At 40.3% G+C, this 12,172-nt stretch carries 14 protein-coding genes; 2 read left to right on the forward strand and 12 right to left on the reverse strand.

What is annotated here, in order from left to right:
• The first annotated feature begins 4 nt into the window (after positions 1 to 4).
• Positions 5 to 1,333 carry an IS701 family transposase gene (locus ACFG4S_RS21825; RefSeq protein WP_392530294.1) on the forward strand — a complete coding sequence of 443 codons (1,329 nt, stop codon included), beginning with the start codon at positions 5 to 7 and terminating at the stop codon, positions 1,331 to 1,333.
• Positions 1,334 to 1,556: 223 nt separating this feature from the next.
• On the opposite strand, the gene ACFG4S_RS21830 is transcribed toward ACFG4S_RS21825, so the two are convergent.
• The 6 genes from ACFG4S_RS21830 to mnmE all read right to left on the reverse strand — a co-directional run bounded on the left by ACFG4S_RS21830 (position 1,557) and on the right by mnmE (position 5,213).
• A complete protein-coding gene (locus tag ACFG4S_RS21830; protein WP_392531096.1) occupies positions 1,557 to 2,000 on the reverse strand; it encodes a type II toxin-antitoxin system VapC family toxin in 444 nt (147 codons plus the stop codon).
• 2 nt (positions 2,001 to 2,002) lie between these two features.
• On the reverse strand, positions 2,003 to 2,317 hold the full coding sequence (locus ACFG4S_RS21835; RefSeq protein WP_392531097.1) for a type II toxin-antitoxin system ParD family antitoxin: 315 nt from the start codon (positions 2,315 to 2,317) through the stop codon (positions 2,003 to 2,005).
• Positions 2,318 to 2,415: 98 nt separating this feature from the next.
• Positions 2,416 to 2,745 (reverse strand): hypothetical protein, encoded by a 330-nt coding sequence (locus ACFG4S_RS21840; RefSeq protein WP_392531098.1) that lies wholly within the window; start codon positions 2,743 to 2,745, stop codon positions 2,416 to 2,418.
• A gap of 152 nt (positions 2,746 to 2,897) precedes the next feature.
• Entirely contained in the window at positions 2,898 to 3,401 is a 504-nt protein-coding gene (locus ACFG4S_RS21845; RefSeq protein ID WP_392531099.1) for a GNAT family N-acetyltransferase, read from the reverse strand.
• A gap of 116 nt (positions 3,402 to 3,517) precedes the next feature.
• On the reverse strand, positions 3,518 to 3,739 hold the full coding sequence (locus ACFG4S_RS21850; RefSeq protein ID WP_392531100.1) for a hypothetical protein: 222 nt from the start codon (positions 3,737 to 3,739) through the stop codon (positions 3,518 to 3,520).
• Positions 3,740 to 3,818: 79 nt separating this feature from the next.
• The gene (gene mnmE, locus ACFG4S_RS21855; protein WP_392531101.1) at positions 3,819 to 5,213 is read right to left on the reverse strand and encodes a tRNA uridine-5-carboxymethylaminomethyl(34) synthesis GTPase MnmE; all 1,395 of its coding nucleotides are present in this window, start codon (positions 5,211 to 5,213) and stop codon (positions 3,819 to 3,821) included.
• A 217-nt stretch (positions 5,214 to 5,430) separates the two neighbouring features.
• On the opposite strand from mnmE, the gene ACFG4S_RS21860 reads away from it, so the two are divergent.
• Entirely contained in the window at positions 5,431 to 5,631 is a 201-nt protein-coding gene (locus ACFG4S_RS21860; RefSeq protein ID WP_392531102.1) for a hypothetical protein, read from the forward strand.
• A gap of 37 nt (positions 5,632 to 5,668) precedes the next feature.
• Here ACFG4S_RS21860 and ACFG4S_RS21865 read toward each other — a convergent pair whose 3' ends face one another.
• From ACFG4S_RS21865 to ACFG4S_RS21890, 6 genes are all read right to left on the reverse strand, one after another.
• Complete coding sequence (locus ACFG4S_RS21865) at positions 5,669 to 6,346, reverse strand: Uma2 family endonuclease (RefSeq protein ID WP_392531103.1); 678 nt, start codon at positions 6,344 to 6,346, stop codon at positions 5,669 to 5,671.
• A gap of 161 nt (positions 6,347 to 6,507) precedes the next feature.
• Positions 6,508 to 6,837 carry a hypothetical protein gene (locus ACFG4S_RS21870; protein ID WP_392531104.1) on the reverse strand — a complete coding sequence of 110 codons (330 nt, stop codon included), beginning with the start codon at positions 6,835 to 6,837 and terminating at the stop codon, positions 6,508 to 6,510.
• 401 nt (positions 6,838 to 7,238) lie between these two features.
• Positions 7,239 to 8,867: a mucoidy inhibitor MuiA family protein gene (locus ACFG4S_RS21875; RefSeq protein ID WP_392531105.1), complete on the reverse strand. Its 1,629-nt coding sequence runs from the start codon at positions 8,865 to 8,867 to the stop codon at positions 7,239 to 7,241.
• Positions 8,868 to 9,215: 348 nt separating this feature from the next.
• On the reverse strand, positions 9,216 to 10,157 hold the full coding sequence (locus ACFG4S_RS21880) for a LysR substrate-binding domain-containing protein (protein ID WP_392531106.1): 942 nt from the start codon (positions 10,155 to 10,157) through the stop codon (positions 9,216 to 9,218).
• A 247-nt stretch (positions 10,158 to 10,404) separates the two neighbouring features.
• Positions 10,405 to 11,199 (reverse strand): BMC domain-containing protein, encoded by a 795-nt coding sequence (locus ACFG4S_RS21885; protein WP_392531107.1) that lies wholly within the window; start codon positions 11,197 to 11,199, stop codon positions 10,405 to 10,407.
• Between the two features lie 56 nt (positions 11,200 to 11,255).
• Positions 11,256 to 12,023 carry a transferase gene (locus tag ACFG4S_RS21890; RefSeq protein ID WP_392531108.1) on the reverse strand — a complete coding sequence of 256 codons (768 nt, stop codon included), beginning with the start codon at positions 12,021 to 12,023 and terminating at the stop codon, positions 11,256 to 11,258.
• Positions 12,024 to 12,172: the final 149 nt, after the last annotated feature.

The following is a 12,172-nucleotide window of genomic DNA, read 5'->3' on the forward strand; positions in this document are numbered from 1 at the left end:
GGCAATGGATGTAGAATTACAAATTTTGAAACATTTGGCAAGAGATGCTCACCCAACAGTTGCGACCATAGATGAATATTGTGCAGAGTATAAAGACCTGTTTAAAGAAGTAAGAAATTATGAATGCTTCAAATATTTACATCTGGGAATAATGTCACAAATTAAAAGAAAATCATTACCAGAGATAGCGAAAGTCGTAAGTATAAACTCCGCACAGTCATTACATCATTTTTTAGCCAATTCAGACTGGTCAGTAGATAAATTAAAACAACTAAGATTAAATAAACTTAAAAAAGCACTAAATGGAAATGCGATTACAGTAGTAATAGATGAAACCGGAGATAGAAAAAAAGGTAAAAAGACTGATTATGTAGCCAGGCAATATCTAGGAAGTGTAGGAAAAGTCGATAATGGAATAGTTTCAGTCAATGCCTATGGAGTTTATTCTAATATAACGTTTCCATTAACTGTAAAAGTATTCAAACCCAAAGGAACGTTAAAAGAGGAGGATAAATATAAAACTAAAATAGAGTTAGCGTCAGACATCATTACAGAATTAATTGAATCAGGTTTTAACATTAAACTGGTACTGGCAGATAGTTTATATGGTGAAAGTAGCCAATTTATTAGAAAAGTAGCTGAATATAAATTAGATTATGTCGTAGCAATAAGAAGTAATCATGGAGTCTGGTTGCCAGCAGGACAAAGCGTTAGGGCTAATAAGTGGTGTAAATTTGAAAGAACATTTAGCAATCAAAAATCAGAAACCCGATACATTAGGGAAATAATTTATGGTAAAAAAAGAGCCATAACTTACTGGGAAATAACTACTGACCCAGAAACCATGCCAGAAAATTCTACAACATTTGTGATGACAAATCTTCAAGGAAAACTCAAAAAAACTTTAGGCGATTTATATGGATTAAGAACCTGGGTAGAATATGGATTTCGACAGTGTAAACAGGAACTCGGCTGGACAGATTATCGGTTCACAAATTTTCAACATATAGAAAGGTGGTGGGAAATTATTTTTTGTGTGTACACAATGATTAGTTTAAATTCTCCAGCCTTCTTAAGCTTAAATAAATCTCGTCAAATTGAAGCTGAGGTTCAAAAAAATAGTGATGTTGATTTTTCTAATCATCAACAATGGAACCATGAATGCGGATGGAAAAATACTCTAAATAATCTGCGTCTCATTGCCCAACCACTCTTACTATTTTGGTTAATTTATCCCTGGATACATATTTTCCCAAATTCTAAATTATTGCTGGGATTCAATCAATTAATTAGTGCAATGAATCAATTTAAAACCTGTTATGCTTCTGGATAATTTCACTTTGTTACTACTTGCTTATCTCGGAGAGTGACAGAAGAGGGATAGATACTTACCATTTTCACATTTCAAACTACTACTAAGCAAAGCACATTAGCAACAGAGTAACGCACTTTCATTATGTTAAGTATATTTGTACTATAAGTTTTATTACAGAATGGCGTTCGTATTCACTTCTAAATTTCTATCAAAGAAGCGATCGCGCCTTGAAAAATAACAATTACAGTGTTGTTGGATCAACTGCTACAATTCCTTCAGATGCATAGCGAATGAAATCTTTAGTATTGAATGTCAAAATATGAGTCACGCTATTTGCCTTCATATTAGCAATGAGACGAGCATCATGCACCTGGACACCTGACACACGGAATGCAACAACAAGCTTACGCCACTCAGGGTAAATAGTAGGCATATCAGGTAACAATGGAAAGAGGCGCTCAATCAGTCGCAATAGCCGATCTGCATCTGTTGGTGTCAAGCCAAATCCGTTTTTTGTGGCTGGTCTTGTAGCAACATTCCAAAACTCAACACAGTTTTGCGTCGTGATTTGCAGTATATGTCTGTCGCGTCGCAATTTTCCGATCGCAGTTCGTGTTATTGGGTGTAGTGAGTGAGTGCGATCGACAAAACGCAGCAAAACATTAGTATCTATAAGGTACACCATTGCTAAGGATGATCCTCATAAATACTGTCACGAGTCACACCATAATCTGATAACATAGGTAAATTTGAGCCGACGTTTGCAACAAAATCGTCAGCTAATTTATCTGCAACTAATTCAAACTCCTCATCGTTGAGTTGAGTTTGTGTGTGAAGCTTTGCCATCAACTGAGCGTGTTTTCGTTCTTCACCTTTTTGCTGTTGGTCTTGAAGGATTAGTTTTTGAAGATATTCACTGGCTGAATTATAACCGCCTTTAACAACTTCTTCCTCGATAAAAGCTTTCATCGACTCAGGTAAAGAAATTTGAATGTTGGTCATACCTTGAGAGTTCGGGTGAACTAATTTTATCTACTATGTTACCAAGGCTATCGCCTTCACTTCTATAAAAATGGCGATCGCACATTAAAAATATCGAGTCAGTTATTTACATTCTCCGAAAAATATGTTGTTGAGGATTGAGATTTTTTTTCAACCAAGATAGGTTCTCCCTTTACTCCTCCACGGGTAAGAGTACAAATTTTATAAAGGTTTTCACACTCAAAGATTGCCAGAACTAGCTCTTTTCCTGTTTGGTAAGATGATGGTAACGGTTTTCCTATTTCGCACTCCATATCAATTTCGCGATCGCGCCACTGTAATTTCCAAATACGCTTTTCGCTGATTGGTGCTTGGACAGACTGAGCAAGAGCATTATACACCTGCTCCGCTTTCACATCATCCTTGGCTGCTGGGACAAAAAACTTCATAAGCTTATAAATATATTCTCTGACAGTTTTTGTTGGCAATAACTAAAAAAACGCTACTAAAATCAGCAGTTTGGTTTGGTACTTGTAGACTAAATATTGTAGCAGGATAACCTACTCTATCCCAGAGGAAAATTTTCCGCTGTCTATGTTTGTTAACTTCCTTGTGGAGATATTTCATATTCGTAGCGAGAGACAAAATAAGCATCAACTTGTCTATCGCTGTGATGACGAAAACCAAAGCTTTCATATACTGCTCTCAGACGCGGACGCGAAGCATCGCAATCTAAACGTAAGTAAAGTTTACCAAGTGTTTGTGCGCGTTCAACCGCCCAAGCTAGCAGTGCTGAAGAGACTTTCCCGCCAGAATAACGCCGTCGAACTGCAAAGCGATGTAAAAATGCTGAGTCTTCTTGAGAAATGTCCGGCCAGAAAAGTAAATCCTCTAGCTGAAACTTGATTGTACCAGCTGGTTCACCTGCCCATTCAGCAATAAAAAATAAGCCATTAGCAACATCTTCTGAAACACTTTCTGGGGAAACTTCACTATGACGCCATAGAGGTACACCACGGTGCTGGAGCCACAAAGCAGCTTCTAACAAAATATCCGAGACTATCAGGGTATCTTCTATAGTTGCTTGGCGAATTGAGATGTACATTTAGTTATTAATTGTAAGTTGAATTGAACAAAAATTATTATAAGTGTTGGGTTGCACTTTGCTTAACTTAAGCTAACAGATTATAAATTTCCAACCACATTTAATACTGTATGTTATTAGGATGAGTCCTTTAGCAATACCTGTGTAAACTCTCCATTTTGTCTGTTGCAAACTAGTATAAACTCGCTATTTGGCATTCGTAACTCTACCGGAATCATTTCAGTTGGTAACTCCATTGGTAACCCGCCATCTACCATTCCTACACCAGGAAAAGCGATTACTGTAATTATCCCTGGTCTGAGACAACCAAGAACTTGAACTGGAATTTTATCAAGCATTGTATTTCCAGATTAGATAGAATTAACAATTAGACATAAACAATACGCTTTTTACATATTTTTTCTAAAATTTTCGAGTTTATTTACCGATGCAAAACTTACTAAAAATCCTATCTAAAACTGATTCAGTAACTTCTTCTCCAGTAATTTCTCCTAGCGCTTGAATTGCACCTCGTAAGTCAATTGTCCAAAAATCCAGAGGTAACTGATCGACAATTGTTGCTTGTACTTGTTTCAAAGAAATTTGAGCTTGAGTTAAAGCTGCTGCTTGTCTTCGATTAATGGCTAAATCCATATCAGCCGCTTGCACATTTCCCGATTGAACTATCTCTAAAATTGCGGTTTCTAAAGCATAAATTCCTTGATTTTTGGCGGCTGATGTGAGAATTTTAGATTTAGCATTTGGGATTTTTGATTGAAGAGTTTCTCTTTGGTTTTCTTCTACTAAGTCGATTTTGTTAATCACTAAAATTAATGGGCGGTGTTGCACTTGTTGGTAAATTTCTTCATCGCCTTCCGTCCACCCGACTGAAGCATCGATGGTCAAAAGGACTAAATCAGCTGCATTTGCTGCACGGCGCGATCGCTCTACGCCAATTTTTTCTACTTGGTCTGTCGTTTCCCGAATCCCCGCAGTATCTAGCACCTGCACGGGAATTCCCCCCACAACTAACTGAGATTCCACCACATCGCGGGTTGTACCGGGTAACTCTGTGACGATGGCGCGATCGCTCTGGCTCCAAGCATTCAATAAACTCGACTTACCCACATTCGGACGCCCCACAATTGCCACTTTTAAACCACTGCGTAGCAACTCACCTTTATCTTTGGTTGCCAATAACCTAGTTATTTCTGCGGTAATTTTCTCAATTTCTGATATTATTACTTCATTATCCAGCGGAGGAAGGTCTTCCTCAAAATCGATTCGAGCTTCGATTTCTGCCAAAATATCCAAACAATTAGCGCGTAACTGCCGAATTGGCTGAGCTAATTTTCCCTGTAAACCAGCTAGAGCAGTTTGAGCCGCTTGGGGCGATCGCGCTCCGACTAAATCAGCAATGCCTTCAGCTTGAGTTAAATCCAATCGCCCATTCAAAAAGGCACGGAGAGTAAATTCTCCTGGTTGCGCTAACCTTGCACCGCTTTCTAAACACAGTTGCAATACCTGCTGCACTGCCATAATTCCTCCGTGGCAATGAAATTCCACCACATCTTCACAAGTGTAAGAACGGGGTGCTTTCATAATCAGCAACAGAGCTTCATCTACCAGTTGTTGCGTTTGGGGATGGCGGATGTAACCGTAGAGAATCCGATGAGTTTCCCAAAGTTGTCGCCCTGGTGTGTGAAACAGAGTTTGGGCGATCGCCATTGCTTGGTCACCAGACACCCGCACAATCCCAACACTACCCTGTTGGGGGACAACAGCAGTGGCGATCGCGGCTATAGTTCCAGTAGTGGCAAAAAGTTCCGACATGAGCGCCTTTTATGAGAGTTAGGAGTTGGAAGTTAGGAGTAAAAATCATAACTCATAACTCCTAACTCATAACTCCTAATTTTGTAAATGGTAAGTATTTAGACCGTTGGGATGGCAACTGGCAAGGTAAAATTTATCTGGAAGCTAATGTTTGAGAGCAAGAAGTTAGGAGTTGAAACTATAACTCATAACTAACTTTTAAAAAGAGGGATTAACTGTGGAGCAAAAAATTAACTGTGCTGTAGCCTGTGTTAACGGGTGCGTTTTAGGGGATAAATGCCCCAATATTGAGTTTAGAGAAGCAGCTGCCAAATTTGTTGAAGAGACTTCTTTAGACGAAATGTTACAAATGGCTGAAGAACGTCTGCGGAAAAGAATGACGGAACCGCCAAAATGGGTTTTTCCTGAAGATCCATAGTATTGCATTAATGGACACAAGCAAGACAACGCGGAAGTTAAATAGTATCTGGATCTATATTTAATTCTCGCAGTTTTGCTGCAAGGCGATCGCTACGTTGCTTTTCCAGTTCCGCCTGTCGTGCAACTTCTTCTGGTGCTGGAATTAGTTGTCCTTCAGGCGTAAAAAATCGTAATTTTTCTTTATCAATCCCCAAATATAACTCTAATTGCTGACTCCACAACCAACCTAGAGAATTAGGTTCCAACGGTTGATACTTACCAGCTAGCAAAACAAACCCAGCGAATTCTAAATTATTGGGATCAAACCAAAAATATTCGGGTGTCCGAAATATATCTTGGTAAATTTGTTTTTTCAACCCTTTATCAGTTGCTGCCGTGGAATCTGATAGCAGTTCTACAATGAGGTTGGGATACTTGCCATCTTCTTCCCAAACAACCCAGCTTTTACGAGGTTTGCGTTCAGTCCCTTGCACGACAAAAAAATCTGGGCCTCGGAAGTTTTCTGATTTGAGTTGGCGTGGACTGTAGTAGATGGTGAGATTACCCGATGCATAGAAATCGTTGCGATTTCGCCACAACCACTCCAAACATTGAATCAGCAGTGTCATTTGTAGCCGATGTAAGTCAGTTTCCAAAGGCGGTTCGTCACTATATAAATCCCCTGGGGGAAATATAACATCTTCTGGGGTTTCTAAATCTTGGGCAACAGACATAGTAGCAAGTGTCTCAGTGCTATAAGTTTAGCGTAGCAATTAGAAGGATAGACGTTTAGCAACTGATTATTAAATATCTCAGGTATTATAAGGTATTCCTGTAAGGATATAAACTCTACTTTAAAGACAACAATTTCCCCTGTAGATCCCAATTTATATGACTATTGTTCGGTAGACTTTATCAATTTATTTAGTTCCTCTGTTGCGACATAGAAATCTCTGGTGTTAAATCTGTAGCCTGTATCAAACCCATCTTCTTCTCCCACTTCATCAATCCCAAAACCATTTCTAGAAGAGTAATCCATTACAAACAGCTTGTTATGTAGGCGAATGTCAAGCATGACAGAACATGAGGAAAAAATTTCTAGGGTCGTTATTGCTCCGGGAAAAGACAATTCTATTTGTTTAGCAAGGGCAGAAATATTATCGAGCATTGTTGACTCAGTTGCTCGATCTCCTAAATCGTTAAAATATTCTTTTTTGTAAGTCATTGTCTGGCTCCAGGTTTACTGATTTCTGCTCGATTCCTATATAGCTTTTCCTAATCAAATTAGGTACATTATAGCCCCCTCCTCGCTTGTTGCTCTTAGGGGCTTGGGGATGGGGTTATTGTACGTCACTCAGCTGACAACCGCTATAGGTCTAAGAGGATGTTTGAAAAGTATTTCGCTGTGACTTTAGGCACTTTTAGATCCCCCCTAACCCCCCTTAAAAAGGGGGGAGCTAGAGTCAAAGTCCCCCAATTTATCGGGGTATTTAGGGGGATCTAGAACATTTTGCTACCGAGAAGAGGACTTTTCAAACATCCTCTAAGCTGAAATGGCAAATCAACTTTTCAATTAGTCCAGCTAATTTCAAGATTGATAAAGATTAGTTTTAATATGCTGAAAGGCTAAATATCTAATCCAACCACCATTAAATCAGGAGGATGTTCAACGTTAAATTGATAATATATTTCTTTTTTCTCCTGTGATGCAAGAGTTAACTGCCATTCCAAAATCCCCATTTCTCCAAGTTGAATTTGTGGGTTACTGCGAATCAAGCGCACTTTAATTTGCTCGTTACGGCTAACTGGTAATTGTTCAGTGACTTTCAAATTCACTTGTTTTTCGAGCAAGTTAGTAATTATCAACCGATAACTATAAGTAATCCGCCGCTGGTTGCTAATTAATCTTTTATCCACCAAACGTTCAACTAAATCACGCTCAATTTTTAAACCTTCATCAATCCCTAAATTCAGTTTAAATTCTTGCCCTGGTGCAATATTCTCTAACCCAGTAGTGCCGATAAAAACATTATCGCGGAAAATATTCGCTTTACCTGGTAACAAAGTTGCACTATTCGGACTATTTTTCACATTAGCTTGCAGATAAGCAAAACTTACCAAACGCGGCATTGCCACATAATCAAAGTTACAAGGATAATCATCATTAAAAATCGTCGTTTTATGCGGTGCGCCATCACTGGGAATGTTACCGCTACTATTCAATTTAAAGGTAACTACACTCCCTTCTTTAGATACTTCTGCTGTCACTGTTTCCGCTGGGATGAGACTATCTTCTGTGGCTTCGTCTTGTTCTTGCCAATTTTCTTCACCAGCCGGAGCTGCTATGCTAGGCAGCAGTGGCGGCTGTGCAGCAAATCGAGATAATCTTTGTCGGGTCATTTGTGGACGTACAGTATCAATATACCAAGGTTCAAGTTTGGGTGGGAGTGTACCTAACCCGGGTTTAGCGGTAGAAAGAGTGAGATTTGCACCAATCCAATCTTCATCGGTGCTTTGAGTAATTTCTGCCAGGTAGCTCAAATGCACGATATCGCTGCTAGTGCTAAAACGCAAGTCATATAACGGAGTCCAACTGGCGCGATTCACCAAGTATGATACCTCTAATTCAAACTCACCTTCACCTGAGACATCAACTCCGACAACTAAGCTAAAACTTTCTTGAGGATGTAGTGTTTGGATTTTTTGTAATGAGGTGCGGAGTGCTTGGAGTTGTTTGTCTAATTCCTGCTGTTGACTTTTGCATTCTCCAGAGGCGATCGCATATTCACTATACTGACTTCCCAAAAAGTTCAAAAAATCCAAAGTTTCGCTCAAACTGAGATTTTTCCGCGATAAACTCTGGGAAAAAGGTTCTTGTGTTTTTTCACGTAAGCCTTCGATAAAACTTGATTGCAAGGCTAGAGCATCCACCTGAGCTTGCAGATGGCGTTTTTCAGCTTCTAGTTGCTCAATTTGCCTTGTCAAAAGCGCTACTCGTTCTGCTACAGGTTCAGTGGTGTAAAGGCGATCGCTACTTACTCCCATCAACCGCACCCCTACCGTACCCGTACCGCTAACCCTAACAGACTCAGTTTCTAGAGTCATTGGTACTGGGGTAATTACTAATTCCTGTTCAATTCCTGTTAACGAAACTACGCCCCGTCGTGTAACCAGAGCTCTGTCAGCGTAGACTGTAACAGCTACAATCTCGCTTTGTACTGTTTTGCGCCAAGAAGCTATTTCCGGGTTAACCATTGCCAGTTTTCCCCCATTTTGAATGGTTCTGCTGGTTAATTGTTAATGTTTCTTGGTCTAAGAGTCAACCCCTTTAGGTAATTCGTAATTCGTAATACTTCGGCTTTGCGGTAGTTGAATCTCGACTCACTTCGACACCGCTCAGTGCAAGTCGCTCGATTTGAGCGTAGTCGAAACTCAGTACAAGTCCGCTCAGTACAAGTTCGTAATTCGTAATTATGAATTATTTTGACCAACTTTGCTTTGCGGGTTTAAGTCCCCTACTTCTATAAGAAGCGTCTTTTGTGTCGGCATTTAAATCCATGTCAGCAAAAGTGATTGCTTTAGCATAGACCATTGCAAATTATTTTAATCCTGAGTTGGTTCAAAAGTACTATAAACAGTATCAGCGTTTTGCTCTACAAAATTTTTTGCCGCAGCCAGTAGATACTCATAATAGGCACGAGCAACGATAGATAGCTGTTTACCAGATGGGTAAACCATATACCAATTTCGCTGGATGGGGAAGTGTTCTACATCTAAAATGCTGAATTCTGGCGCGTCTAATAGTAAGGTATGACGAGATAAAACAGAAATCCCTAAACCACCAACGATCGCTTGTTTAATCGCTTCATTACTTCCCAGTTCTAACTTCACTTTTACCTCTACGCCATGTTCATCAAATAAGCTTTGGACAGCGCGACGAGTTCCAGAACCTGGTTCCCGCATAATAAAAGGTTCTTCAGACAAGCGTTGTATAGGAATATTTTTTTCTTTCGATAATGGATGATTAATTGGTGCAAAAACTATCAAAGGATTTTCTAAGAATGCTTGGCAAGTTACATCCATATTTTCTGGAACTTGGCTCATAATATATAAATCATCGAGATTATGAGTCATCCGTTCCAAAATTTGTTCGTGATTCGTTACTTGTAACGAAATATCAATCCCTGGATAAAGTTCGCAAAATGGCCCTAATAAACGTGGGATAAAATATTTGGCTGTTGTAATCACTGCCAAACGCAATTGCCCTTGCTTTAGCCCTTTTAAATCTGCCACCTTCATTTCAAACTGGGCAATAGTATCAAAAATCTGCCGACAAGTGGCAAACAATTCTCGTCCTGCTTCCGTCAAGTATAACCGCTTCCCCACCTGCTCAAATAATGGCAACCCCACTGATTTTGTCAGTTGCTTAATCTGCATAGAAACCGTAGGCTGGGTGAGAAACAATTCCTCAGCTGCACGAGTAAAACTACTGTGCCGTGCCGCTGCCTCGAACACTTTTAACTGATGCAGCGTCGCTTGATTCAAGGGTGATTCTCCTGTAAATAGCCATTCATAAATATAAAAATAGTATCACTTAACAATGGTTATGGGAAATGACGAGTTTTATTTATTATAGATAAAACTCTATTATCGCTATTAGACAAAAGATATTTGACTTATGCCTTGAAGAAGCTATTATCAGAAAAATAAGAAAAGCGTAAGATGCCTTCTAGTTTACGATGAATGTTGAATACTCAATGTGAATCTATTACAATTCATAATTTATTATTCATCATTCATCATTCCATAATTCTTCGGTAATTTTTGTCGGTAGCTTAGTTAAATCTGGCAATCTTAATACTTCGATTTCGGCAACTTGAACTTGCTCTTTAATATTCACTGGTAAGTTTAACGGTTCCCGTTCTTCAATCCAGCAATTTGCCAATGGCAATGTTTGCTCCATTTCATCCAACGGTCGAGGAATCACCATCACTGCATTCAACTCCCCAATGCGTTCTGCCTCAAACATCCCTGCTTCCACTGCTACGGCCACATTTGCCACAGAACCACGAATAATCGCTGTACACAAACCCGCACCAATTTTTTCATAGGCTGCCAAATGCACATCAGCAGCTTTGAGCATAGCATCACACGCGCCTACCATCGCTGGAAATCCTCGCGTTTCCACTAACCCAATTGCTTGATTACTCAGGCGGCTGTAATTCCCCTCCTGCATCAATTTATTAAACCGAGCAGTAATGGGAAGCACTATATCTAAGTTGGGATAAGGTCGGGGAATTACCAAACTAGAAACCAACTGACCAAACTGTTCAGCAGTTTGCACCCCTGATTCTACAGCCAGGCGCACGTCAGCAATTCCACCCCTGACGATCGCAGTACAATGGCCGCTACCAGTTTTCTCATACCCAACTAGGTGAACTCCCGCTGACTTCAGCATCATATCCGCTGTGCCAACGATGGCGGGAAAGCTTTTGGTAGATACTAAGCCCAAGGCAGTATCCTTGAAGTTGTCGAAATGACTCGATGAATGGACGCTATTCATAGGACGTTGATTAAATGTTTCCATCTGAACTTTCCAAGATACGGAAAAAGCTGACAACTTACAACTAACACTTACTCGGACTAATCGTCAGAGTTTGGGTCATTTAATGATTGTCTGTGGGGAAACAATGTGGTCAATAGTCTTTGTATGCTGCCTTGTCCATAAATTTGAGTCCCGAAACCGTTAGGGGATTCTGTGGTTGGCTGAGTGTCTGAGTTTTGTGGTGTAGACTCTTGAGGCGCTGAGGGCAAACTAGAGTCAGCATCATTGGTAGTATTCTTCGGTGAAGGAGACTGAGTTTCTGGAGTCGCGGGAGATTTAAAGAAGGAAATCGATCGCCCTTTTAAATCCACAAAAGCCGAAGCGGAGAAGCTAGTTGAGGAAATTACCTTTTCTTCATCGACTTCTGAGCCATTTTTCTCCGGCTTCTGCTGTGCGGGACTTGTAGAAGTTGGGTTATTTGTAGATGGATTAAGTTCTTTTGTTTCCGTAATTTGGCGACTGGTATCCCCCAAAATCGAACCAGCTGGAATTACTTGTCCAGGTTCAACTGAATAATTGAAAACTGTTGTTGCTGAACCAATGCAAGCATTTGCGCCAATTTTGCCCTTCCCAACCATTAAAAAACCGGCTCCCAGATTTGCACCTGTTTCTACCTCTAGGGTTCCTTCATTGACTTGGAGAATTGATCCCATGCCAATACAGACCCCTGGCCCAATGATAATTTTACTGTTTGCAGCTGCTTGGAGTATTACCCCAGGTGCGAGTACCGCGCTTGGATCAACAGTCACCTCACCACTAATGTAAGAATCAAACTTATTGCTGAGGCGCAGTGGCGGCACAGACATGGAAATTTTAACCTCAGGGACTAGGGAGTCAGGAATGGGGATGGTGGGGTCCCCTCTGGGGATAAGGGGTAATGGGAATGGGGAGTGAGTGGGGAATGGTGGATACTAAAATTCTTTACTTCCTACTCCTCCCCTAGTCGCTAGTCGCT

It is taken from the genome of Nostoc sp. C117 (assembly GCF_043099735.1).
Lineage (GTDB): Bacteria > Cyanobacteriota > Cyanobacteriia > Cyanobacteriales > Nostocaceae > Nostoc.

Coding starts and splice junctions, on each gene's coding strand:
- ACFG4S_RS21825 (WP_392530294.1), top strand. CDS start 5: ATGGATGTAGAATTACAAATTTTGAAACATTTGGCAAGAGATGCTCAC.
- ACFG4S_RS21830 (WP_392531096.1), bottom strand. CDS start 2,000: ATGGTGTACCTTATAGATACTAATGTTTTGCTGCGTTTTGTCGATCGC.
- ACFG4S_RS21835 (WP_392531097.1), bottom strand. CDS start 2,317: ATGACCAACATTCAAATTTCTTTACCTGAGTCGATGAAAGCTTTTATC.
- ACFG4S_RS21840 (WP_392531098.1), bottom strand. CDS start 2,745: ATGAAGTTTTTTGTCCCAGCAGCCAAGGATGATGTGAAAGCGGAGCAG.
- ACFG4S_RS21845 (WP_392531099.1), bottom strand. CDS start 3,401: ATGTACATCTCAATTCGCCAAGCAACTATAGAAGATACCCTGATAGTC.
- ACFG4S_RS21850 (WP_392531100.1), bottom strand. CDS start 3,739: ATGCTTGATAAAATTCCAGTTCAAGTTCTTGGTTGTCTCAGACCAGGG.
- mnmE (WP_392531101.1), bottom strand. CDS start 5,213: ATGTCGGAACTTTTTGCCACTACTGGAACTATAGCCGCGATCGCCACT.
- ACFG4S_RS21865 (WP_392531103.1), bottom strand. CDS start 6,346: ATGTCTGTTGCCCAAGATTTAGAAACCCCAGAAGATGTTATATTTCCC.
- ACFG4S_RS21870 (WP_392531104.1), bottom strand. CDS start 6,837: ATGACTTACAAAAAAGAATATTTTAACGATTTAGGAGATCGAGCAACT.
- ACFG4S_RS21875 (WP_392531105.1), bottom strand. CDS start 8,867: ATGGTTAACCCGGAAATAGCTTCTTGGCGCAAAACAGTACAAAGCGAG.
- ACFG4S_RS21885 (WP_392531107.1), bottom strand. CDS start 11,199: ATGGAAACATTTAATCAACGTCCTATGAATAGCGTCCATTCATCGAGT.
- ACFG4S_RS21890 (WP_392531108.1), bottom strand. CDS start 12,023: ATGTCTGTGCCGCCACTGCGCCTCAGCAATAAGTTTGATTCTTACATT.